The 23,915-nt window shown below is 56.7% G+C and carries 22 protein-coding genes; 20 read left to right on the forward strand and 2 right to left on the reverse strand.

All coding sequences use genetic code 11. The annotated features are described in order from the left end of the window. Window positions 1-13: 13 nt before the first annotated feature. From rlmD to queE, 6 genes are all read left to right on the forward strand, one after another. Entirely contained in the window at window positions 14-1,312 is a 1,299-nt protein-coding gene (rlmD, locus tag I6L58_RS17525; RefSeq protein ID WP_088208627.1) for a 23S rRNA (uracil(1939)-C(5))-methyltransferase RlmD, read from the forward strand. A 51-nt stretch (window positions 1,313-1,363) separates the two neighbouring features. After that, complete coding sequence (gene relA / locus I6L58_RS17530) at window positions 1,364-3,595, forward strand: GTP diphosphokinase (RefSeq protein ID WP_088208628.1); 2,232 nt, start codon at window positions 1,364-1,366, stop codon at window positions 3,593-3,595. 66 nt (window positions 3,596-3,661) lie between these two features. Beyond that, window positions 3,662-4,453 carry a nucleoside triphosphate pyrophosphohydrolase gene (mazG, locus tag I6L58_RS17535; protein ID WP_088208629.1) on the forward strand — a complete coding sequence of 264 codons (792 nt, stop codon included), beginning with the start codon at window positions 3,662-3,664 and terminating at the stop codon, window positions 4,451-4,453. A gap of 223 nt (window positions 4,454-4,676) precedes the next feature. Next, window positions 4,677-6,314 carry a glutamine hydrolyzing CTP synthase gene (pyrG, locus tag I6L58_RS17540; RefSeq protein WP_006178258.1) on the forward strand — a complete coding sequence of 546 codons (1,638 nt, stop codon included), beginning with the start codon at window positions 4,677-4,679 and terminating at the stop codon, window positions 6,312-6,314. Window positions 6,315-6,396: 82 nt separating this feature from the next. Beyond that, a complete protein-coding gene (gene eno, locus I6L58_RS17545) occupies window positions 6,397-7,695 on the forward strand; it encodes a phosphopyruvate hydratase (protein ID WP_006178256.1) in 1,299 nt (432 codons plus the stop codon). 131 nt (window positions 7,696-7,826) lie between these two features. Further along, window positions 7,827-8,498 carry a 7-carboxy-7-deazaguanine synthase QueE gene (gene queE, locus I6L58_RS17550; RefSeq protein ID WP_006178255.1) on the forward strand — a complete coding sequence of 224 codons (672 nt, stop codon included), beginning with the start codon at window positions 7,827-7,829 and terminating at the stop codon, window positions 8,496-8,498. A gap of 84 nt (window positions 8,499-8,582) precedes the next feature. Here queE and queD read toward each other — a convergent pair whose 3' ends face one another. Beyond that, on the reverse strand, window positions 8,583-8,948 hold the full coding sequence (gene queD, locus I6L58_RS17555; RefSeq protein ID WP_167519829.1) for a 6-carboxytetrahydropterin synthase QueD: 366 nt from the start codon (window positions 8,946-8,948) through the stop codon (window positions 8,583-8,585). 305 nt (window positions 8,949-9,253) lie between these two features. Between queD and cysJ the strand changes: the two genes are divergently transcribed. From cysJ to cysH, 3 genes are all read left to right on the forward strand, one after another. Next, the gene (gene cysJ, locus I6L58_RS17560) at window positions 9,254-11,059 is read left to right on the forward strand and encodes an NADPH-dependent assimilatory sulfite reductase flavoprotein subunit (RefSeq protein ID WP_088208630.1); all 1,806 of its coding nucleotides are present in this window, start codon (window positions 9,254-9,256) and stop codon (window positions 11,057-11,059) included. Further along, complete coding sequence (gene cysI, locus I6L58_RS17565; protein ID WP_088208631.1) at window positions 11,059-12,771, forward strand: assimilatory sulfite reductase (NADPH) hemoprotein subunit; 1,713 nt, start codon at window positions 11,059-11,061, stop codon at window positions 12,769-12,771. The genes cysJ and cysI overlap by 1 nt, the downstream gene beginning before the upstream one ends. A gap of 75 nt (window positions 12,772-12,846) precedes the next feature. Continuing rightward, a complete protein-coding gene (gene cysH / locus I6L58_RS17570; RefSeq protein ID WP_006178250.1) occupies window positions 12,847-13,581 on the forward strand; it encodes a phosphoadenosine phosphosulfate reductase in 735 nt (244 codons plus the stop codon). A 162-nt stretch (window positions 13,582-13,743) separates the two neighbouring features. Here cysH and I6L58_RS17575 read toward each other — a convergent pair whose 3' ends face one another. Beyond that, the gene (locus tag I6L58_RS17575; protein ID WP_088208632.1) at window positions 13,744-14,787 is read right to left on the reverse strand and encodes an aminopeptidase; all 1,044 of its coding nucleotides are present in this window, start codon (window positions 14,785-14,787) and stop codon (window positions 13,744-13,746) included. A 238-nt stretch (window positions 14,788-15,025) separates the two neighbouring features. Here I6L58_RS17575 and cysG point away from each other — a divergent pair, with 238 nt between their 5' ends. From cysG to I6L58_RS17630, 11 genes are all read left to right on the forward strand, one after another. Beyond that, complete coding sequence (gene cysG / locus I6L58_RS17580; protein ID WP_088208633.1) at window positions 15,026-16,384, forward strand: siroheme synthase CysG; 1,359 nt, start codon at window positions 15,026-15,028, stop codon at window positions 16,382-16,384. A 9-nt stretch (window positions 16,385-16,393) separates the two neighbouring features. Then, window positions 16,394-17,302, forward strand: coding sequence for a sulfate adenylyltransferase subunit CysD (gene cysD, locus I6L58_RS17585; RefSeq protein ID WP_006178246.1), 909 nt, complete (start codon window positions 16,394-16,396; stop codon window positions 17,300-17,302). 9 nt (window positions 17,303-17,311) lie between these two features. Continuing rightward, window positions 17,312-18,736, forward strand: coding sequence for a sulfate adenylyltransferase subunit CysN (gene cysN, locus I6L58_RS17590; protein ID WP_088208634.1), 1,425 nt, complete (start codon window positions 17,312-17,314; stop codon window positions 18,734-18,736). Further along, complete coding sequence (cysC, locus tag I6L58_RS17595; RefSeq protein ID WP_088208635.1) at window positions 18,736-19,341, forward strand: adenylyl-sulfate kinase; 606 nt, start codon at window positions 18,736-18,738, stop codon at window positions 19,339-19,341. Before cysN ends, cysC begins: the two co-directional genes overlap by 1 nt. A 58-nt stretch (window positions 19,342-19,399) precedes the next feature. Beyond that, window positions 19,400-19,726, forward strand: coding sequence for a DUF3561 family protein (locus I6L58_RS17600; RefSeq protein ID WP_006178238.1), 327 nt, complete (start codon window positions 19,400-19,402; stop codon window positions 19,724-19,726). A gap of 165 nt (window positions 19,727-19,891) precedes the next feature. After that, a complete protein-coding gene (gene ftsB, locus I6L58_RS17605) occupies window positions 19,892-20,203 on the forward strand; it encodes a cell division protein FtsB (RefSeq protein ID WP_003862095.1) in 312 nt (103 codons plus the stop codon). A gap of 19 nt (window positions 20,204-20,222) precedes the next feature. Beyond that, window positions 20,223-20,933, forward strand: a complete 711-nt coding sequence (ispD, locus tag I6L58_RS17610) for a 2-C-methyl-D-erythritol 4-phosphate cytidylyltransferase (RefSeq protein ID WP_088208636.1) — start codon at window positions 20,223-20,225, stop codon at window positions 20,931-20,933. Continuing rightward, window positions 20,933-21,412, forward strand: a complete 480-nt coding sequence (gene ispF, locus I6L58_RS17615; RefSeq protein ID WP_006178233.1) for a 2-C-methyl-D-erythritol 2,4-cyclodiphosphate synthase — start codon at window positions 20,933-20,935, stop codon at window positions 21,410-21,412. The genes ispD and ispF overlap by 1 nt, the downstream gene beginning before the upstream one ends. Further along, on the forward strand, window positions 21,409-22,458 hold the full coding sequence (gene truD, locus I6L58_RS17620; RefSeq protein ID WP_088208637.1) for a tRNA pseudouridine(13) synthase TruD: 1,050 nt from the start codon (window positions 21,409-21,411) through the stop codon (window positions 22,456-22,458). Before ispF ends, truD begins: the two co-directional genes overlap by 4 nt. After that, window positions 22,439-23,200: a 5'/3'-nucleotidase SurE gene (surE, locus tag I6L58_RS17625; RefSeq protein ID WP_006178231.1), complete on the forward strand. Its 762-nt coding sequence runs from the start codon at window positions 22,439-22,441 to the stop codon at window positions 23,198-23,200. Before truD ends, surE begins: the two co-directional genes overlap by 20 nt. Then, window positions 23,194-23,820 (forward strand): protein-L-isoaspartate(D-aspartate) O-methyltransferase, encoded by a 627-nt coding sequence (locus I6L58_RS17630; protein ID WP_006178229.1) that lies wholly within the window; start codon window positions 23,194-23,196, stop codon window positions 23,818-23,820. The genes surE and I6L58_RS17630 overlap by 7 nt, the downstream gene beginning before the upstream one ends. Window positions 23,821-23,915 lie beyond the last annotated feature (95 nt).

Below are 23,915 nucleotides of genomic sequence, written 5' to 3' on the forward strand. Positions count from 1 at the left end.
AAAAATCTCGGCAATGGCGCAATTCTACTCTGCAAAGCGACGCGTGACGACGCGTCAGATCATAACTGTTGAAGCCACCGAACTTGATCCCTTCGGTCAGGGTGTTGCACGGCACAATGGCAAGGCTCTGTTTATAGCAGGTTTGCTGCCATCGGAACGAGCAGAAATCACCCTGACGGAAGATAAGCGCCAGTATGCCCGTGGGCAGGTGAAACGCCGTTTGAATGATAGCCCTGAACGCCGCGCACCACGTTGCCCGTACTTTGGCGTCTGCGGTGGCTGTCAGCAGCAGCATGCGAGCGTTGCCCTTCAGCAGGAGAGCAAAAGCCGCGCGCTGGCGCGCCTTATCAAACACGATGTTGACGAGATTATCGCCGACCAGCCCTGGGGCTACCGCCGCCGTGCCCGTCTGAGCCTCAGCTACCAGCCCAAAACAGCACGTCTGGAGATGGGTTTTCGTAAAGCGGCCTCCAGCGATATCGTGGATATCAGGCAATGCCCCATTTTGGTGCCCCGTCTTGAGGCATTGCTTCCGGACGTGCACGCTTGTCTCTCTACGCTAGACGGCGTGCGTCATCTGGGACATATCGAACTGGTGCTGGCGAACAACGGTCCGCTGATGGTGCTTCGCCATACCGCTGCGCTGTCGAAAAAAGATCGAGAAAAACTGGAACGCTTTTCGCATTCACAGGATCTCGCCCTGTTCCTTGCGCCGCAAAGCGAGATACTGGAGCAGGTTACGGGAGAGGCCCCCTGGTACGCCTCAAACGGGCTACGCTTAACGTTCAGCCCACGGGATTTCATCCAGGTGAATGACGGGGTGAATCAGCAGATGATCGCTACCGCACTGGCCTGGCTGGACGTGCAACAGAGCGACCGCGTGCTCGACCTGTTCTGCGGAATGGGGAACTTCACCCTGCCGCTGGCGCAGAAAGCTGCCAGCGTGGTTGGCGTGGAGGGCGTAGAGGCGCTGGTGGCGAAAGGCCAGGAAAATGCCCGAGAGAACGGGTTGCAAAATGTGACATTCTTTCATCAAAATCTTGAGGATGATGTCACGCAACAACCCTGGGCAAGACAGGGCTTTGACAAGATCCTGCTCGACCCGGCCCGCGCCGGTGCGCCGGGGGTCATGCAACATATTATTAAACTCGCGCCAAAGCGTGTGGTCTATGTTTCCTGTAATCCGGCAACGCTTGCCAGAGACAGCGAAGCATTAGTGAGCGGGGGTTACCAGATTCAGCGTCTGGCAATGCTGGACATGTTCCCGCACACTGGTCATCTGGAATCGATCGTGTTGTTTGAGCACATCTAATGAGTTTGGCTTGTCGACTTCGACAGGCCCTGGTCCCTAAAGGAGAGGACGATGGTTGCGGTAAGAAGTGCACATCTTAATAAAGCTGGTGAGTTTGACCCACAGAAATGGATCGCAAGTCTGGGAATTTCCAGCCAGCAGTCGTGTGAACGCTTAACCGAAACCTGGGCCTATTGTCTTCGCACCACCACAGGGCACCCTGACGCCGAACTCCTGCTGTGGCGCGGCATCGAAATGGTCGAAATCCTGTCCATGCTGAACATGGATATCGAAACGCTGCAGGCAGCGCTTCTGTTCCCGCTGGCAGACGCGGACGTGGTCAGTGAAGACGTGCTGGTTGAAAGCGTCGGAAAACCCGTGGTGTCGTTGATTCACGGCGTGCGGGATATGGCGGCCATTCGCCAGCTTAAAGCGGCGCAAACCGATTCAGTCTCGTCGGATCAAGTCGATAACGTGCGTAGAATGCTGCTGGCGATGGTAGATGATTTCCGCTGCGTGGTGATTAAGCTGGCGGAACGGATTGCCCACCTGCGCGAGGTGAAAGATGCCCCGGAAGACGAGCGCGTGCTCGCCGCGAAGGAGTGCACCAATATTTATGCGCCGCTGGCCAACCGCCTGGGTATCGGCCAGCTGAAGTGGGAACTGGAAGATTACTGCTTCCGCTATCTGCACCCGGCGGAGTACAAGCGCATTGCGAAACTGCTGCATGAGCGCCGTATCGACCGCGAGCACTACATCGAAGAGTTTGTCGGCGGCTTACGCAAGTCGATGAAAGAAGAGAACGTGCGGGCTGAAGTGTATGGCCGCCCGAAACACATCTACAGTATCTGGCGCAAAATGCAGAAAAAACATCTCGCCTTTGACGAGTTGTTTGACGTGCGCGCCGTGCGGATCGTGGCGGAGCGCCTGCAGGACTGCTATGCCGCTCTGGGGATAGTGCATACTCACTTCCGCCATCTGCCGGACGAGTTTGATGACTACGTCGCCAACCCGAAACCGAACGGCTATCAGTCCATTCATACCGTGGTGCTTGGCCCGGGCGGCAAGACGGTTGAAATCCAGATCCGTACCAAACAGATGCACGAAGAAGCCGAGCTGGGCGTGGCCGCACACTGGAAGTACAAAGAAGGCTCCTCTGGCGGAGCGCGCTCCGGCCATGAAGACCGCATCGCCTGGCTGCGCAAGCTGATTGCGTGGCAGGAAGAGATGGCCGATTCCGGTGAAATGCTCGACGAAGTACGCAGTCAGGTCTTTGACGACCGGGTGTACGTCTTTACGCCGAAAGGCGACGTTGTCGATCTGCCGGCGGGCTCTACGCCGCTCGACTTTGCCTATCACATTCACAGCGATGTGGGGCACCGCTGCATCGGCGCGAAAATCGGCGGGCGCATTGTGCCGTTTACCTATCAGCTGCAGATGGGTGACCAGATCGAAATCATCACCCAGAAGCAGCCGAACCCGAGCCGGGACTGGCTTAACCCGAACCTGGGCTATGTCACCACCAGCCGCGGACGGTCTAAAATTCACGCCTGGTTCCGCAAGCAGGATCGTGACAAAAACATTCTTGCCGGTCGCCAGATCCTTGACGACGAGCTGGAACATATCGGCATCAGCCTGAAAGAGGCGGAGAAATTCCTGCTGCCGCGCTACAACTTTAACGAGCTTGACGAGCTGCTGGCGGCGATTGGCGGCGGGGATATCCGTCTCAACCAGATGGTCAACTTCCTGCAGGCGCAGTTCAACAAGCCGAGTGCGGAAGAGCAGGACGCGGCGGCGCTCAAGCAGCTTCAGCAGAAAACCTACGCCCCGCAGCAGCGCAGCAAAGACAATGGCCGGGTGGTGGTTGAAGGGGTAGGTAACTTGATGCACCACATTGCCCGCTGCTGTCAGCCGATCCCTGGCGACGATATCGTCGGCTTTATCACCCAGGGGCGCGGGATCTCTATCCACCGCTCCGACTGCGACCAGCTCGCCGAGCTGCAATCGCACGCGCCGGAGCGCATCGTGGAGGCCGTCTGGGGCGAAAGCTACTCCGCCGGGTATTCGCTGGTGGTTCGTGTCACCGCAAACGACCGCAGCGGCCTGCTGCGCGATATCACCACCATTCTCGCCAACGAGAAGGTGAACGTGCTGGGCGTTGCCAGCCGCAGTGATACCCGCGAGCAGCTTGCCACTATCGATATGACTATCGAAATCTACAACCTGCAGGTGCTGGGCCGCGTGCTCGGCAAACTGAACCAGGTGCCGGATGTGATTGACGCCCGTCGTCTTCACGGCGGTTAAACACACTCTTCTGCAGGCCGGGTAAGGCTTCGCCGCCACCCGGCTTATTTTTTAATGGAAAAGACTATGACGCAAATCGACCGCCTGCTCGGCATCATGAAACGCCTGCGCGACCCGGAAAACGGCTGCCCGTGGGACAAAGAGCAGACATACGCGACCATCGCCCCGTACACGCTTGAAGAGACCTACGAAGTGCTGGACGCCATTTCTCGCGAAGATTTTGACGACCTGCGCGGCGAGCTGGGCGATCTGCTGTTCCAGGTGGTGTTCTACGCCCAGATGGCGCAGGAAGAGGGGCGTTTTAACTTTGACGATATCTGCGCCGCCATCAGCGACAAGCTGGAGCGCCGTCATCCGCACATTTTTGGCGATGCCACCGCGGGCAACAGCACGGAAGTGCTGGCGCGCTGGGAAGCGATCAAAAGCGACGAACGCGCGGAAAAATCCCAACACTCTGCGCTGGACGACATCCCGCTGAACCTGCCCGCGCTGATGCGCGCCCATAAAATTCAGAAACGCTGTTCTGCCGTTGGCTTTGACTGGACCTCCCTCGGCCCGGTGCTGGATAAAGTGCATGAAGAAATTGATGAAGTGATGCACGAAGCGCAGCAGGCCGTGGTGGATGAGGCGAAACTCGAGGAGGAGATGGGCGATCTGCTGTTTGCCACCGTCAATCTTTCACGCCACCTGGGGGTAAAAGCGGAAACCGCGCTGCAAAAAGCCAACATAAAGTTTGAACGACGCTTTCGTGAAGTCGAACGCATTGTGGCCTCGCGCGGCCTGGAAATGACCGGGATTGACCTTGATGTGATGGAAGAGGTGTGGCAGGAAGTAAAACGCCAGGAATCTGATCTCTAACGGTATTTTGCGATCAAGCGCAATTTGTGTGATTTTTTAAATGACAAGCGCTTGATTTGCGTCAAAAACATTTACCCAAAAGGGGCTATTTTCTCACACCTTATGTTTGTCATGGCCTGGAATGGAGACGGAGAATGAATGTTTGTGGCGCTCGCCGTGTTCGGGTATACTACTTTCCCGTCCTGGTTATTCCATCGTTTCACCCTAACTTCTCAGGTTCAGCATGACAACGAACTATATTTTTGTGACCGGCGGGGTCGTATCCTCTCTGGGTAAAGGCATTGCCGCAGCCTCCCTCGCAGCCATTCTTGAAGCCCGTGGCCTCAATGTGACCATGATGAAACTGGATCCGTACATCAACGTCGATCCGGGCACCATGAGTCCAATCCAACACGGGGAAGTGTTCGTTACTGAAGACGGCGCTGAAACCGATCTGGATCTTGGCCACTACGAGCGTTTCATCCGCACCAAAATGACCCGTCGTAACAACTTCACGACTGGCCGCATCTACTCTGACGTTCTGCGTAAAGAGCGCCGTGGCGACTATCTGGGCGCGACCGTTCAGGTTATCCCGCACATTACCAATGCCATCAAAGAGCGCATTGTCGCCGGTGGCGAAGGCCATGACGTGGTGCTGGTTGAAATCGGCGGTACCGTAGGCGATATCGAATCCCTGCCGTTCCTGGAAGCGATTCGCCAGCTGGCGGTGGATATTGGTCGTGAGCACGCGCTGTTCATGCACCTGACGCTGGTGCCTTACATGGCAGCCGCAGGTGAAGTGAAAACCAAACCGACGCAACACTCGGTAAAAGAACTGCTTTCTATTGGTATTCAGCCAGATATCCTGGTGTGCCGCTCCGATCGCGCGGTGCCAGCGAACGAACGTGCGAAAATTGCATTGTTCTGTAACGTGCCGGAAAAAGCCGTTATTTCAATGAAAGACGTCGATTCCATTTATAAAATCCCGGGCCTGTTGAAATCACAGGGCCTGGACGATTATATTTGTAAACGATTCAGCTTGAACTGTCCGGAAGCTAACCTGTCTGAATGGGAACAGGTTATTTATGAAGAAGCGAACCCGGCAGGCGAAGTGACTATCGGTATGGTAGGTAAGTACATTGAACTGCCAGATGCCTATAAGTCAGTTATCGAAGCGCTGAAACACGGTGGTCTGAAGAACCGCGTTTCTGTGAACATCAAGCTGATTGATTCGCAGGATGTTGAAACGCGTGGCGTCGAAATCCTGAAAGATCTGGATGCGATTCTGATCCCTGGCGGCTTCGGCTACCGCGGTGTAGAAGGCAAGATCGCCACCGCGCGCTATGCGCGTGAAAACAATATTCCTTACCTCGGCATTTGCCTGGGTATGCAGGTTGCGCTGATAGAATTTGCGCGCAACGTCGCGGGGATGGAAAACGCGAACTCTACGGAATTTGTGCCAGACTGTAAGTACCCTGTCGTGGCGCTTATCACTGAATGGCGTGACGAAGAAGGTAACGTCGAAGTCCGTACCGAGAAGAGCGATCTGGGTGGCACTATGCGTCTTGGCGCACAGGCCTGCCAGCTGTCCGATGATAGCGTGGTTCGCAAGCTGTATGGCGAACCGACCATTACCGAGCGCCATCGTCACCGCTATGAAGTCAACAACATGTTGTTGAAACAGATTGAAGCTGCGGGCCTGCGCGTTGCGGGCCGCTCCGGGGACGATCAGTTAGTCGAGATCATCGAGGTGCCAAACCATCCGTGGTTCGTTGCCTGCCAATTCCACCCGGAATTTACTTCAACGCCGCGTGACGGGCATCCGCTGTTTGCAGGTTTCGTGAAAGCCGCCAGCGATTACCAGAAGCGTCAGGCGAAGTAAAAAAAGTTAGAACGGCAACGCGTACCTTTGGTACGCGTTGTTTGTCTGGAGTTTTAGTTTAACTTGTACTGAGGAAAATCTAATGTCCAAAATCGTTAAAGTCATCGGTCGTGAAATCATCGACTCCCGTGGTAACCCGACCGTTGAAGCTGAAGTTCATCTGGAAGGTGGTTTCGTCGGTATGGCAGCTGCTCCATCAGGTGCTTCTACGGGTTCCCGCGAAGCGCTGGAACTGCGCGATGGCGACAAATCCCGCTTCATGGGCAAAGGCGTCCTGAAAGCTGTTGGCGCTGTAAACGGCCCTATTGCTCAGGCAATCCTTGGCAAAGATGCCAAAGACCAGGCTGGCATCGACAAGATCATGATCGATCTGGACGGTACTGAAAACAAATCTAACTTCGGTGCGAACGCAATCCTGGCCGTGTCTCTGGCTAACGCCAAAGCGGCAGCTGCGGCTAAAGGTCAGCCACTGTTCGAGCACATCGCTGAACTGAACGGCACCCCAGGCAAATACTCCATGCCTGTACCAATGATGAACATCATCAACGGTGGTGAGCACGCAGACAACAACGTTGATATTCAGGAATTCATGATTCAGCCAGTTGGCGCGAAAACCCTGAAAGAAGCGGTACGTATGGGTTCTGAAGTGTTCCACAACCTGGCGAAAGTTCTGAAAGCTAAAGGTATGAACACGGCTGTAGGTGACGAAGGTGGCTACGCGCCAAACCTGGGTTCTAACGCAGAAGCACTGGCTGTTATCGCTGAAGCGGTAAAAGCAGCAGGTTACGAGCTGGGTAAAGACATCACCCTGGCGATGGACTGTGCAGCATCTGAATTCTACAAAGACGGTAAATACGTTCTGGCTGGCGAAGGCAACAAAGCGTTCACCTCCGAAGAGTTCACTCACTTCCTGGAAGACCTGACCAAACAGTACCCAATCGTTTCTATCGAAGACGGTCTGGACGAGTCTGACTGGGATGGTTTCGCATACCAGACCAAAGTACTGGGCGACAAAATCCAGCTGGTTGGTGACGACCTGTTCGTAACCAACACCAAGATCCTGAAAGAAGGCATCGAGAAAGGCATCGTTAACTCCATCCTGATCAAATTCAACCAGATCGGTTCTCTGACCGAAACTCTGGCTGCGATCAAAATGGCGAAAGACGCTGGCTACACCGCTGTTATCTCTCACCGTTCTGGCGAAACTGAAGATGCGACCATTGCTGACCTGGCAGTGGGTACCGCTGCAGGCCAGATCAAAACCGGTTCTATGAGCCGTTCTGACCGTGTTGCTAAATACAACCAGCTGATTCGTATCGAAGAAGCCCTGGGCGAAAAAGCACCATACAACGGCCGTAAAGAGATCAAAGGTCAGGCTTAATCCTGAACCTGCGTTCTGATAAAAACCCGCTTCGGCGGGTTTTTTTATGTCTGCGCTAAAGCAGCTCTCGCGGATGACCTTGAGGGCAACATCTGCGATAATTAGTGTTCACCCCATTAACAGAGTTGACTATGCAGTACCCGATTAACGAGATGTTCCAGACCCTGCAAGGCGAGGGTTACTTTACCGGCGTTCCCGCTATTTTTATTCGTTTACAGGGATGCCCGGTTGGCTGCGCCTGGTGTGATACCAAACATACGTGGGATAAACTCGCAGATCGGGAAGTGTCGCTGTTTAGCATTCTGGCGAAAACCAAAGAGAGCGATAAGTGGGGCGCGGGCAACGCGGAAGATCTGCTGGCTATCATCGGCCGTCAGGGCTGGACGGCGCGCCATGTGGTGATCACCGGTGGTGAACCCTGCATTCACGACTTAATGCCGTTGACCGAACTGCTTGAGAAGAACGGCTATAGCTGCCAGATCGAAACCAGCGGCACCCATGAAGTTCGCTGCTCTCACACGACCTGGGTCACGGTCTCGCCGAAGGTAAACATGCGCGGCGGATACGACGTGCTGTCTCAGGCGCTGGAGCGCGCGGATGAGATTAAACATCCGGTTGGCCGCGTGCGGGATATCGAAGCCCTGGACGAACTGCTGGCGACGCTGACGGATGAAAAACAGCGCATCATTGCGCTACAGCCCATCAGCCAGAAAGAAGATGCCACGCGCCTGTGCATCGAAACCTGCATTGCGCGTAACTGGCGTCTGTCTATGCAAACGCATAAGTACCTGAATATTGCTTAAAAAAAAGCCCGGTGGCGCTAGCGCTTACCGGGCCTGTTTTGTAGGCCGGATAAGACGCTTTGCGTCGCCATCCGGCGCTTAGCTTCACTCGCCGCGATAGATACAGCCTGCCGTGCAGGTCTCTTTGATCATCACCGCGCTGAGCAGCGGCACCAGCGGTTTCACCTGATCCCAAATCCACTTTGCCAGCACTTCGCTGGTCGGGTTTTCAAGGCCCGGAATATCGTTCAGATAGTAGTGATCCAGACGATCGTACGTCGGTTTGAACGCCGCTTTCAGCTCGGCGAAATCCATGATCCAACCGGTATGCGGATCGACTTCACCTGTGATTTCAAGACGCACCATAAAAGAGTGCCCGTGCAGACGGCCACATTTGTGCCCGGCGGGAACGTGTGGAAGATGGTGTGCGGCTTCGAAGATGAAATCTTTAAACAGTGTGGTGGACATCATGAACTCTCAAATAATGCGGAAAAAACCGCCGCATAGTACCGGAAAGCACATTTTTTAGCATTAACTAAAACGGCCTTTACAGTGACGGCTGCAAAAAGTGACCCAAATTATGGTTTTTATTTTTCTATATCAGTAACTTAATTAATCGCTTTTATCGTTAAGAACGATAACTAAAACAGGTTAGTTCATTTGGTTATTAATTATTTCCATCCCTTCTTTAATTGTTATTATCCTCGCCGTTAACCTTATCTTCAGTTTGGATTTATTCGCTTAAAGTCCGCTTTGCTACTGGAACATAACGACGCATGACAACACAGGCCCCACCTTCAAACTTGCTTCCGCTAAACCCGGAGCAACTGGCGCGCCTTCAGGCCGCGACCACTGATTTTTCACCCACACAGCTCGCCTGGGTCTCCGGCTATTTCTGGGGAATGTTGAACCAGCAGCCTGGTGCTGTGGCGACGGCGCCTGCTGCTGTCGCACAACCCCCGGCCATTACGCTGATTTCCGCCTCGCAGACGGGTAACGCGCGCCGCGTGGCAGAGCAGCTTCGCGATGATCTGCTGGCAGCCAAACTGAACGTGAACCTGGTGAATGCCGGGGAGTATAAATTCAAACAAATCGCGTCGGAAAAATTGCTGGTGGTGGTGGCCTCTACCCAGGGTGAAGGTGAACCCGCTGAAGAAGCGGTAGCGTTGCATAAGTTCTTGTTCTCGAAGAAAGCCCCTAAGCTTGAGGGTACCGCCTTTGCCGTGTTCGGCCTGGGGGATACTTCCTATGAATTCTTCAGCCAGTCCGGAAAAGATTTCGACAGCAGGCTGGCGGAACTGGGCGCAGAGCGTCTGCTGGATCGCGTGGATGCGGATGTGGAATACCAGCCCGCGGCGGCCGAGTGGCGTGCACGTATTGTTGACGTGCTGAAATCGCGCGTCCCGCAAGAGTCCCCGGCCCAGGCGGCGGTTACCGCCGCTGGCGCAGTGAACGATATTCACACCAGCCCGTATACCAAAGAAGAGCCGCTGACGGCGAGCCTCTCCGTTAATCAGAAAATTACCGGTCGCGACTCTGAAAAAGACGTTCGCCATATCGAAATCGATCTCGGCGACTCTGGCCTGCGCTACCAGCCGGGCGATGCGCTGGGCGTCTGGTATCAGAACGACCCTGCATTAGTGAACGAGCTGGTGGAGTTGCTGTGGCTGAAGGGCGATGAAACCGTCACCCTGGACGGCAAAACGCTGCCGCTTGCCGAAGCACTGCAGTGGCATTTTGAGCTGACGGTGAATACCGCCAATATCGTTGAGAACTACGCCACCTTAACGCGCAGCGAATCGCTGCTGCCGCTGGTGGGCGATAAAGCGAAGCTGCAGCATTACGCGGCGACCACGCCGATTGTCGATATGGTGCGTTTCTCTCCGGCACAGCTGGATGCCGACGCCCTGATCGGCCTGCTGCGTCCGCTGACGCCGCGCCTGTACTCCATTGCCTCCTCGCAGGCAGAAGTGGAAAACGAAGTGCACGTCACCGTGGGCGTAGTACGTTACGACATCGAAGGCCGCGCGCGGGCTGGTGGCGCCTCGAGTTTCCTGGCCGACCGCGTGGAGGAAGAGGGCGACGTGCGCGTGTTCATTGAGCACAACGATAACTTCCGCCTGCCGGCCAACCCGGAAACACCGGTCATTATGATTGGCCCGGGCACCGGCATCGCGCCGTTCCGCGCCTTTATGCAGCAGCGCGCGGCGGACGAGGCCCCGGGCAAAAACTGGTTGTTCTTCGGCAACCCGCACTTTACCGAGGATTTCCTCTATCAGGTTGAGTGGCAGCGCTATGTCAAAGAGGGCGTGCTCTCGCGCATCGACCTGGCCTGGTCTCGCGACCAAAAAGAAAAAGTCTACGTACAAGACAAACTGCGCGAACAGGGCGCAGAGCTGTGGCGCTGGATCAATGACGGTGCCCACATTTATGTCTGCGGCGACGCCAATCGCATGGCGAAAGACGTTGAGCAGGCGTTACTGGAAGTGATTGCCGAATTCGGCGGTATGGACGTCGAAACGGCGGACGAGTTTTTAAGTGAGCTGCGCGTTGAGCGCCGTTATCAGCGAGATGTCTACTAATGAGCGAAAAACATCCTGGCCCACTGGTGGTCGAAGGCAAACTGTCTGATGCCGAGCGCATGAAGGTAGAGAGCAACTACCTGCGCGGCACCATTGCCGAAGATTTGAACGACGGTCTGACCGGCGGTTTCAAAGGCGATAACTTCCTGCTGATCCGTTTCCACGGAATGTACCAGCAGGACGACCGCGATATCCGCGCCGAGCGCGCGGAGCAGAAGCTGGAGCCGCGCCACGCGATGCTGCTGCGCTGCCGCCTACCGGGTGGGGTGATCACCACGAAACAGTGGCAGGCGATCGACAAGTTTGCCGGTGAAAACACTATTTACGGCAGCATCCGTCTGACCAACCGTCAGACCTTCCAGTTCCACGGCATTCTGAAGAAGAACGTCAAACCGGTGCATCAGATGCTGCACTCCGTGGGCCTGGACGCGCTGGCGACCGCCAACGACATGAACCGTAACGTGCTCTGCACCTCGAACCCGTACGAGTCCGAGCTGCATGCCGAAGCCTACGAATGGGCGAAGAAGATCTCCGAACATCTGCTGCCGCGCACCCGCGCCTATGCGGAGATCTGGCTCGATCAGGAAAAAGTCGCGACCACCGACGAAGAACCGATCCTCGGCCAGACCTATCTGCCGCGTAAGTTCAAAACCACGGTGGTGATCCCGCCGCAGAACGATATCGATCTGCACGCCAATGACATGAACTTCGTGGCGATCGCTGAAAACGGCAAGCTGGTCGGCTTTAACCTGCTGGTGGGCGGTGGTCTCTCCATTGAACACGGGAATAAGAAAACCTACGCTCGTACCGCAAGCGAGTTTGGCTACCTGCCGCTGGAGCACACGCTGGCCGTCGCGGAAGCGGTGGTTACGACCCAGCGCGACTGGGGAAACCGTACCGACCGTAAGAATGCCAAAACCAAATACACCCTTGAGCGCGTGGGCGTTGAGACGTTCAAAGAGGAAGTGGAGCGTCGCGCAGGTATTAAATTTGAACCGATCCGTCCTTATGAATTCACCGGTCGCGGCGACCGCATTGGCTGGGTGAAAGGTATCGACGATAACTGGCACCTGACGCTGTTTATCGAAAATGGCCGTATCCAGGATTATCCGGGCCGTCCGCTGAAAACCGGTCTGCTGGAAATTGCAAAAATTCACCAGGGCGAGTTCCGCATTACCGCTAACCAGAACCTGATTATTGCCGGCGTGCCGGAAAACCAGAAGGCGACGATCGAGGCGCTGGCGCGGGAACACGGATTGATGAACGCCGTGAAGCCGCAGCGCGAAAACTCGATGGCCTGCGTGTCATTCCCGACCTGCCCGCTGGCGATGGCCGAGGCGGAACGCTTCCTGCCATCGTTTACCGACAAGGTCGAAGCGATTCTTCAAAAATACGGTATCCCGGACGAGCATATTGTTATGCGCGTTACCGGCTGCCCGAACGGCTGTGGCCGTGCGATGCTGGCCGAGCTGGGGCTGGTTGGCAAAGCGCCGGGCCGCTACAACGTTCACCTTGGCGGTAACCGTATGGGGACACGTATTCCACGGATGTACCGCGAAAACATCACGGAGCCGGAAATTCTCGATTCCATTGACCAGCTTGTCGGGCGCTGGGCGAAAGAGCGCGAAGCGGGTGAAGGCTTCGGCGACTTTACGGTACGTGCGGGCATCATCCGCCCGGTGCTCGATCCCGCACGGGATTTTTGGGAGTAACATCCCGACGGTTTAACAGGTGTTGTAGGCCGGGCATACGCCGTGCCGCCCGGAAAACAGGCTAACGAGGTCTTTATGTCCGTACTCGATCTAAACGCGCTTAACGCATTGCCAAAAGTCGAACGTATTCTGGCTCTCGCAGAAACCAACGCGCATCTCGAAACGCTGGACGCCGAAGGGCGCGTGGCGTGGGCGCTGGAAAACCTGCCGGGTGACTATGTGCTCTCGTCGAGCTTCGGTATCCAGGCGGCGGTCAGCCTGCATCTGGTGAACCAGATCCGCCCGGACATTCCGGTGATCCTCACCGATACCGGCTACCTGTTCCCGGAAACCTACCGGTTTATTGACGAACTGACGGACAAGCTCAAGCTGAACCTGAAGGTCTACCGCGCGACGGAAAGCGCGGCCTGGCAGGAGGCACGCTACGGCAAGCTGTGGGAGCAGGGCGTTGAGGGCATTGAGAAATACAATGAGCTTAACAAGGTCGAGCCGATGAACCGGGCGTTAAAAGAGCTGAATGCGCAAACCTGGTTTGCCGGTTTGCGTCGCGAGCAGTCCGGTAGCAGGGCCTCGCTGCCGGTACTGGCGGTGCAGCGCGGCGTGTTTAAGGTGCTGCCAATCATCGACTGGGATAACCGGACGGTATACCAGTATCTGCAAAAACACGGGTTGAAATACCATCCGCTGTGGGATGAAGGCTATCTGTCGGTAGGGGATACCCACACCACGCGTAAATGGGAGCCGGGCATGGCCGAAGAAGAGACGCGCTTCTTCGGGCTGAAGCGCGAATGCGGGTTGCACGAAGGGTGATCAGCTTTCAGTCCTTTCCCTGTGGGGGAGGGCATCAGACCGTGCTTAAGCCTTTGCCCGGTGGCGCTGCGCTTACCAGGCCTACGGGTGATGGGGGTTTGCTCCCTCTCCCTGTGGGAGAGGGGGGGGTGAGGGCATCTGGCCCCACGATACTAAAAAACCTCAGGCTTTCCCTGCTTTCGCCAGCTCCTTCACCAGCGGCAGCATCACCTTCACGACGTCGCGGCTGCGGTGCTCAATCCGTTTCGGTAGGGCACTGTCAATGTGCTGCTGGTTATCCAGCCTGACATCATGCCAGCTTGTTCCATCGGGGAAGGATTTTGATTTAGCGCGCTGCTGATAGCCATCTTTTTGACCCAGCCCCCAGTTGGTGGCCTCGACGTACAGGACCGGGATCCCCGCTTTATCAAACACTTCACCGTCGTTGCAGCAGCCGGTGCCTTTAGGGTAATCCGGGTTACCGCCAGGGTTCGTAGAGGCATAGACCCCGTGACTGCGTGCAATAGCCAGCGCCCTGTCGCGCGTTAATTTACGCACGGTGCTCGGGGTGCTCTGTCCGCTATTGAAATAAAGCTTATCGCCAACGATCAAGTTATCGAGGTTAATCACCAGCAGCGTATTTTTCTTCTCGTCATTGCTCATGCGCTTAAGGAGATTCTCAGCGCCGAGTTTTCCTTCCTCTTCGCCGCTGGTCGCAATAAAACGAATGCCGTATTTCGTCGGGATATTTTTCAGCCGTTCGGCCAGCTCAAGCATGACGCCCAGCCCCGCCGCGTTATCGTCAATTCCCTGTAACGTCAGCCCGCCGAGATTATTATCGGTGTCGGCGTCACTCATCGGCGCAAAGGTATCGAGATGCGCCATGATGATAATCTGTTCGGCTGATTTCCCCTCATGCGCGGCAATGACGGTACTGCCGGTCACGTTGTGCCAGTTTTTCATTTTATTGCGTGAGGTATAGATATAGCGGCTGTGAAATGAGCGGATATCGCTCTGATAGCCCATATCGGCAAACTGCTGGCGAATATAGTCGGCGGAGAGCATCTCGGCGGGCGTGCCGGTCATGCGGCCAGGAAAGACCGTCGCAATATGCCGCGCCTGCTGGTTCGCGATTTCGCCCAGCGGTGTATTTTTGGCCTGAGCCGCAAAAATAAAGCAAACGCCGAACGCCAGAGCAGCAATACGGTGGCGCGTTGCGGAAAACATAGTGAGTCCTTAAAACAGAGCAAAATTTTAACTCGCGTAGTATGAAACTGTGATCCGGTATACACAATTTGAATTGCGCTTAAATGCCCGAATTTTCGCGAGTTAAGCACTTTTTGATATTTGCTTTTCTGAGGCGTTATTCCATTGAGTAACTACTCATTCCAATTCGTAATTTCATTCGTTCTAAACCGCCCCCTATAGTCCCTCTATTCCTCATTTTTAGTTGAGCTGTCGCGTTGTGGATTACCTGCCTTTATTTGCTGCCATTAAAGATCGTCCGGTGCTGGTTGTTGGCTCGGGCGAGATCGCCGAACGCAAAATTGCCTTTTTGCGGCGGGCTGGCGCGTGCGTACAGGTGATCGAAGGCGAGGATTTTCACGACTCATTGCTCGATAACGTGGTGCTGGTGATTGCCGCCACCGACGATCGCGCGGTTAATCGCCGGGTCTTCGACGCCGCCAATGCGCGCCACCGACTGGTCAACGTGGTGGATGACCAGCCGCTCTGCTCATTTATCTTTCCCTCTATTGTCGATCGTTCCCCGCTGCTGATTGCTATCTCCTCCGGTGGGAATGCGCCCGTGCTGGCGCGCCTGCTGCGTGAAAAGCTTGAAGCGCTGCTTCCCGCAAGCCTCGGACGGATGGCCGAGGTGGCAGGGAACTTCCGCGAGCGGCTCAAAACGCAGGTGAAAACCACCGACGGACGCCGTCGATTCTGGGATCGTGCCTTCCGGGGACGCTTCGCCAGCCTGATGGCCGCGGGCAATGAACGTGAGGCGGGGGAGGTGCTTGAAGCCTCGCTGACGCAGCCCGAGCAGGCGCAGGGGGAGATTATTCTGGTGGGTGCCGGGCCGGGCGATGCGGGGCTGTTGACCCTGCGCGGCCTGCAGGTGATCCAGCAGGCGGATGTCGTCTTTTACGATCATCTGGTCACCGACGGCGTGCGCGAGTTGATCCGCCGCGACGCAGAGCAAATCTGCGTGGGCAAACGCGCCGGTGAGCACTCGGTGGCGCAGCATGAGACCAATGCAATGCTGGTTGCGGCGGCAAAAGCGGGCAAAACCGTGGTGCGCCTGAAGGGCGGCGATCCCTTTATCTTCGGGCGCGGCGGCGAGGAGCTGCAGGCGGCGGCCGACGCGGGCGTACCGTTCCAGGTGGTGCCCGGCATTACGGCGGCTTCCGCCGTCACGGCCTACGCCGGCATTCCGCTGACGCATCGCGATTATGCCCAGAGCGTGACTTTTGTCACCGGCCATTACAAGGCCGACAGCACGCCGTTTGACTGGTCGCATCTGGCCCAGAGCCGTCAGACGCTGGCGATCTACATGGGCACCATGAAAGCGGCCGACATCAGCGAACAGCTTATTCAGCACGGTCGCGACGCCACGACGCCCGTTGCCGTGATTTCACGCGGCACGCGCGTCGATCAGCACGTTGCGACCGGCACATTACACGATCTTGCACGCCTCGCGAAAGACGCGCCCATGCCCGCCCTGATCGTGGTGGGGGAAGTGGTGCAGCTGCACGACACGCTCGCCTGGTTTCAACATACAACAGACGCAGAGAACCTCCGTTCTTCTGTGGTGACTCTGGCTTAAGGAACGGTTATGGACCAAAAACGACTTACTCACCTGCGGCAGCTCGAAGCGGAAAGTATCCATATTATCCGCGAAGTGGCGGCCGAGTTCTCTAATCCGGTGATGATGTACTCCATCGGCAAAGACTCCAGCGTAATGCTGCATCTGGCGCGTAAAGCGTTTTATCCGGGCACGCTGCCGTTCCCGCTGCTGCACGTTGATACCGGCTGGAAATTCCGTGAGATGTACGCGTTCCGCGACCGTACCGCCAAAGCCTATGGCTGCGAGCTGCTGGTGCATAAAAACCCGGAAGGGGTGGCGATGGGCATTAACCCGTTCGTGCACGGCAGCGCAAAACACACTGACATCATGAAAACCGAAGGGCTGAAGCAGGCGCTGAATAAATACGGTTTTGACGCGGCCTTTGGCGGCGCGCGCCGTGATGAAGAAAAATCCCGCGCCAAAGAGCGTATCTACTCCTTCCGCGACCGTTTCCACCGCTGGGACCCGAAAAACCAGCGCCCGGAACTGTGGCACAACTACAACGGCCAGATTAACAAGGGTGAAAGCATTCGCGTCTTCCCGCTCTCCAACTGGACCGAGCTGGATATCTGGCAGTACATTTTCCTGGAAAATATCGACATCGTTCCGCTGTACCTGGCCGCCGAACGTCCGGTGCTGGAACGTGACGGCATGTTGATGATGATCGACGACGATCGCATCGACCTGCAGCCGGGCGAGGTGATCAAAAAACGGATGGTGCGCTTCCGGACGCTCGGCTGCTGGCCGTTGACCGGCGCGGTGGAATCCAGTGCGCAAACGCTGCCGGAGATCATCGAAGAGATGCTGGTCTCGACCACTAGTGAACGACAGGGCCGCGTGATTGACCGCGACCAGGCAGGCTCCATGGAGCTGAAGAAACGTCAGGGTTATTTCTAAGGAGCCGCCATGAACACCACGATTGCACAACAAATTGCCGATGAAGGCGGGGTTGAAGCCTACCTGCATGCTCAGCAGCATAAAAGCCTGCTGCGCTTTCTGACCTGCGGCAGCGTCGATGACGGGAAAAGTACCCTGATTGGCCGCCTGCTGCACGACACGCGCCAGATTTATGAAGATCAGCTCTCGTCGCTGCATAACGACAGCAAGCGTCACGGGACTCAGGGCGAAAAGCTCGACCTGGCGCTGCTGGTGGACGGCCTGCAGGCGGAGCGCGAGCAGGGCATCACCATCGACGTGGCCTACCGCTATTTCTCTACTGAGAAGCGTAAATTTATTATTGCCGACACGCCGGGACACGAGCAGTACACCCGCAACATGGCGACCGGTGCGTCCACCTGCGACCTGGCGATCCTGCTGATGGATGCCCGCAAAGGCGTGCTGGATCAGACCCGCCGTCACAGCTTCATCTCTACGCTACTGGGGATCAAACATCTGGTGGTGGCGGTCAACAAAATGGACCTGGTGGACTACAGCGAAGAGACCTTCAACCGGATCCGTGAAGAGTATCTGACCTTTGCCGAACAGCTGCCGGGCAATCTCGATATTCGTTTCGTGCCGCTTTCCGCGCTCGAAGGGGATAACGTTGCCTCCCAGAGCGCCAGCATGCCGTGGTACACCGGCCCGACGCTGCTGGAGATGCTTGAAACCGTGCAAATTCAGCGCGTGGTTGAGACACAGCCGATGCGCTTCCCGGTGCAGTATGTTAACCGGCCTAACCTCGATTTCCGCGGCTTCTCGGGCACGGTTGCCTCCGGCACCGTGCAGGTTGGCCAGCGCGTAAAAGTGCTGCCGTCCGGCGTGGAATCCACGGTTGCCCGCATCGTCACCTTTGATGGAGACCTGCCGGAAGCGGGAGCTGGCGAAGCGGTGACGCTGGTGCTGAAAGACGAAATTGATATCAGCCGCGGCGATCTGCTGGTCGACGTCAGTGAAACGCTGGCGGCGGTGCAGGGCGCGTCTGTCGACGTGGTGTGGATGGCCGAGCAGCCGCTGACCGCGGGGCAAAGCTACGACATCAAAATCGTGGGCAAGAAAACCCGTGCCCGGGTGGACGGTATTCAGTATCAGGTTGATATCAACAACCTGACCCAGCGCGACGTCAATGAACTGCCGCTGAACGGTATCGGTCTGGTGGACTTCACGTTCGACGAGCCGCTGGTGCTGGATCCTTATCAGCAGAACCCGGTCACGGGCGGGCTGATCGTGATCGACAGGCTGACGAACGTCACCGTGGGTGCCGGAATGGTGCGAGAGCCAAACGCGCAGGCTGCGGTGAGCGCTGAATTCAGCGCCTTTGAGCTGGAGCTAAACGCGCTGGTGCGTAAGCACTTCCCGCACTGGGGCGCGCGCGATTTGCTGGGAGGCAAGTAATGGCCGCTCACGATGAGAACGTCGTCTGGCATCCTCATCCGGTCACCGTTGCCCAGCGCGAACAACTCCACGGCCATCGTGGGGTTGTGCTGTGGTTTACCGGGCTGTCCGGCTCGGGGAAATCGACGGTCGCGGGTGCGCTGGAAGAGGCGTTACATCAGCAGGGGGTAAGCACTTACCTGCTGGACGGTGACAACGTGCGCCACGGCCTGTGCAGTGATTTAGGGTTCAGTGATGAAGACCGCAAAGAGAATATCCGCCGTGTGGGGGAAGTTGCCAGCCTGATGGCAGATGCCGGGCTGGTGGTGCTCACCGCGTTTATCTCACCGCACCGCGCCGAGCGCCAGATGGTACGCGAGCGCGTCGGGCACCATCGCTTTATCGAAGTGTTCGTCGATACCCCGCTGGAGATTTGCGAATCGCGCGATCCGAAAGGGCTGTACAAGAAAGCGCGGGCGGGCGAACTGCGAAATTTCACCGGCATTGACGCGGTTTACGAAGCGCCTGATTCCCCAGAGATTCATCTGGATGGTCAACAATTGGTAACAAATTTAGTAAGCCAATTATTAGACCTGCTCAGGCGGGACGATATTATCAGATCCTGAGGCGGTATCGTTCGGGAGCCGATTTCCCGAACGATGAGTCACGGTCACAGGATTAGCTATGCGTAACAGTGAAAACTACATTATCACCACCGGGTCGGAGCCGTTAACCACCGACGACGAGACGACCTGGTCCTTTCCTGGGGCTTTCGTCGGCTTCGTCTCGTGGCTACTGGCGCTGGGAATTCCGTTTCTCATCTACGGCGGTAACACGCTGTTCTTCTTCCTCTATACCTGGCCTTTCTTCCTCGCGCTGATGCCTGTCGCGGTGGTGGTCGGCATTGCGCTGCACTCCCTGCTCAATGGCAAACTGCTGTACAGCACCGTTGTCACGATTGTGACGGTGGTCCTGATGTTTGGCCTGTTATTTTTGTGGCTCATGGGCTAACTTCAGCCATAATTCAAACCGTAACCAACAGTATGACGATATTGTGCAGGGCGATTCTGCAAAAAAAATGTGGTACATTTGCCCGCGATATTGCGGCATCTCTGTGACCCCGGCGTAGAGTCCAGGGGCGTTTTGGGATGAGGATGCCGTTTTTCAGGGGGCAGGATGGGTAAACTAACGCTGCTGTTGCTGGCTTTGCTGGTCTGGCTGCAATATTCGCTGTGGTTCGGTAAAAACGGACTGCACGACTACAGCCGGGTGAGCGATGACGTCGCGGCACAGCAGGCAACAAACGCCAAACTTAAGGCGCGAAACGATCAACTCTTTGCTGAAATTGACGACCTCAATGGCGGTCAGGAGGCGATTGAGGAACGCGCACGCAATGAACTCAGTATGACTAAGCCGGGCGAAACCTTTTATCGTCTGGTTCCGGATGCGTCTAAACGCAATCAGGGCTCAGCACAAAACAATCGATAATCAGGCCCAGGATTACGACATGGCAGTAACTTTTTCGGACGTATGCGCCGTGGTGCCGGCCGCGGGTTTTGGCCGGCGCATGCAGACAGAATGTCCCAAGCAGTATCTCTCAATTGGCGATAAAACGATCCTTGAGCACGCCGTGGCGGCGCTGCTGGCGCACCCGCGTGTGACCCACGTCGTTATCGCAATCAGCCCGGGCGATGTGCGTTTTGCACAGCTGCCGCTGGCAAATCATCCGCAGATTACGGTTGTTGATGGCGGTGCCGAACGCGCCGATTCCGTGCTGGCTGGCATTCAGGCCGCCAGAAACGCGCAGTGGGTGCTGGTGCATGACGCCGCGCGCCCGTGCCTGCACCCGGACGACCTGGCGCGCCTGCTGGCGCTTAGCGAAACCAGCCGCGTCGGTGGCATTCTGGCCGCCCCGGTGCGCGACACCATGAAGCGCGCCGAACCGGGCAAGCAGGCTATCGCCCATACCGTTGAACGCGTCGATTTATGGCACGCGTTAACGCCGCAGTTTTTCCCCCGTGAATTACTCCATGACTGCCTGACGCGGGCGCTCAAAGAAGGTGCGACCATTACGGACGAAGCCTCTGCGCTGGAGTATTGCGGTTTCCACCCTGAGCTTATCGAAGGCCGCGCTGATAATATCAAAGTCACGCGCCCGGAAGATTTACGGCTCGCGGAATTTTATCTTACCCGTTCGACCCCTCAGGAGAAGGCATAATGCGAATTGGACACGGTTTTGATGTACACGCCTTTGGCGGAGAAGGCCCAATTATCATTGGCGGCGTACGCATTCCTTATGAAAAAGGTCTGCTGGCGCACTCTGATGGCGACGTCGCGCTCCATGCCCTGACGGACGCGCTGCTCGGTGCCGCTGCGCTTGGCGATATCGGCAAACTGTTCCCGGACACCGATCCGGCATTTAAAGGGGCGGACAGCCGCGAGCTGCTGCGCGAAGCCTGGCGTCGCATCCAGGCCAGGGGGTATACCCTCGGCAACGTTGACGTAACCATTATCGCCCAGGCCCCTAAAATGCTGCCGCATATTCCACAGATGCGCGTGTTTATCGCCGAAGATCTCGGCTGCCACATGGATGATGTCAACGTCAAAGCGACCACCACCGAGAAGCTCGGCTTTACCGGTCGCGGCGAAGGCATTGCCTGTGAAGCGGTGGCGCTGCTGGTGAAGGCGGCAAAATGACCGATTTCGATAACCTGACCTGGCTGCACGGAAAACCCGAGGGTCACGGCCTGCTGAAAGCCAGTCCGGAAGATTTTGTGGTGGTGGAAGACCTCGGTTTTGAGCCGGACGGCGAGGGCGAGCATATTCTGGTTCGCATCCTGAAAAACGGCTGCAATACCCGTTTCGTCGCCGATGCGCTGGCAAAATTCCTGAAAATTCACGCCCGTGAAGTGAGCTTCGCCGGGCAGAAAGACAAACATGCCGTTACTGAACAGTGGATCTGCGCCCGTGTGCCGGGCAATGCCATGCCCGATTTAAGCCAATTTGAGCTTGAAGGCTGTAAAGTGCTGGAGTACGCCCGCCACAAGCGCAAGCTGCGACTGGGCGCGCTGAAAGGCAATGCGTTCACGGTGATTTTACGCGAAGTTACAAACCGCGATGACGTGGAAAAACGGCTGAACGCCATCCGCGAGCAGGGCGTGCCGAACTACTTTGGCGCGCAGCGCTTTGGCATTGGCGGCAGCAACCTGCAGGGCGCACTGCGCTGGGCGCAAAGCGATGCGCCGGTACGCGACAGGAATAAACGCAGTTTTTGGTTGTCTGCGGCCCGCAGTGCGTTGTTTAATCAGATGGTGAGCGAGCGGTTGAAAAAACCGGACGCGAATCAAGTTGTTGTCGGCGATGCGCTACAATTAGCGGGGCGCGGGAGCTGGTTTGTGGCAACGGCTGAAGAGCTGGCCGATGTCCAGGCGCGCGTGGACGCCAAAACGCTGATGATTACCGCAGCCTTGCCCGGCAAGGGCGACTGGGGAACGCAGGAGAGCGCGCTGGCCGCAGAACAGGCTGCCGTCGCGGATGCGCCGGAATTACAATCCTTGCTGGTGCGGGAAAAGGTCGAGGCAGCACGCCGTGCGATGCTGCTCTATCCGCAACAGCTGAGCTGGAACTGGTGGGATGACGTAACCGTTGAGTTGCGCTTCTGGCTGCCGGCAGGCAGTTTTGCCACCAGTGTTGTCAGGGAACTTATCAACACGTCGGGTGATTATGCGAATATTGCTGAGTAACGATGACGGGATCCATGCGCCAGGTATTCAGACGCTGGCGAAACACCTCCGCGAATTTGCGGATGTGCAGGTCGTGGCTCCCGATCGTAACCGCAGTGGCGCGTCTAACTCTTTAACGCTGGAATCGTCGCTTCGGACGTTTACCTTTGATAACGGCGATATTGCCGTGCAGATGGGCACGCCGACCGACTGCGTCTTTCTGGGGGTGAACGCGCTGATGCGCCCACGTCCGGATATCGTGGTATCGGGTATCAATGCCGGGCCTAATCTCGGCGATGACGTTATCTACTCCGGTACCGTCGCGGCGGCAATGGAAGGGCGTCACCTGGGGTTCCCGGCGCTGGCGGTGTCGCTGAATGGCTATACCCATTACGACACGGCGGCGGCGGTGACCTGCTCCATTCTTCGCGCACTTGGCCGCGAACCGCTGCGCACCGGGCGCATCCTCAACATCAATGTCCCTGATTTGCCGCTCGACGAGATCAAAGGCATCCGCGTGACGCGCTGCGGCAGCCGTCATCCGGCCGATAAGGTGATCCCGCAGGAAGATCCGCGCGGGAACACGCTGTACTGGATTGGACCGCCTGGCGACAAGTGCGACGCGGGACCCGATACCGACTTCGCGGCCGTTGATGAAGGGTATGTTTCCGTTACTCCTTTGCACGTAGATTTAACCGCTTACAGCGCGCATGATGTGGTATCGGACTGGCTGGATCGGGTCGGAGTGAACGCGCAATGGTAAGCAAACGTGTACAAACTCTTCTGGAACAGTTACGCGCTCAGGGGATCGCGGACGAGCATGTGCTTGAGGCGCTTGCTCAGGTTCCCCGTGAGAAGTTTGTCGACGAGGCGTTTGAACATAAAGCCTGGGAAAACGTGGCGTTGCCAATCGGCCAAGGCCAGACGATTTCACAGCCCTACATGGTGGCCCGCATGACGGAACTTCTGGAGTTAACGCCAGAATCACGCGTGCTGGAGATTGGCACCGGGTCGGGATATCAAACGGCCATTCTGGCGCACCTTGTGCACCATGTTTGCTCCGTTGAGCGCATTAAAGGGTTGCAGTGGCAGGCGCGTCGTCGCCTGAAACAACTTGATTTACATAATGTTTCGACACGACACGGTGATGGCTGGCAGGGTTGGAAGGCTCGCGCCCCGTTCGACGCCATTATCGTTACGGCAGCACCGCCTGAAATTCCCGCCGCGCTTCTGTCGCAGCTGGATGAAGGCGGCATTCTTGTCTTGCCCGTCGGGGACGAACATCAGCTTTTAAAGCGCGTTCGTCGACGCGGCGGCGAGTTTATTATCGATACCGTGGAAGCCGTGCGCTTCGTGCCTCTTGTGAAAGGGGAGCTGGCCTGAGACTCGGAAATTTCCAGGTTTATTAAGGCAAATACAGCGTATGGTGTGGCGCGAAAGGTTCGTGCCGTCACGGTTATTTTTCGTCACTAAAAGTC

This window comes from Enterobacter cancerogenus (assembly GCF_019047785.1).
Taxonomy (GTDB): Bacteria; Pseudomonadota; Gammaproteobacteria; order Enterobacterales; family Enterobacteriaceae; genus Enterobacter; species Enterobacter cancerogenus.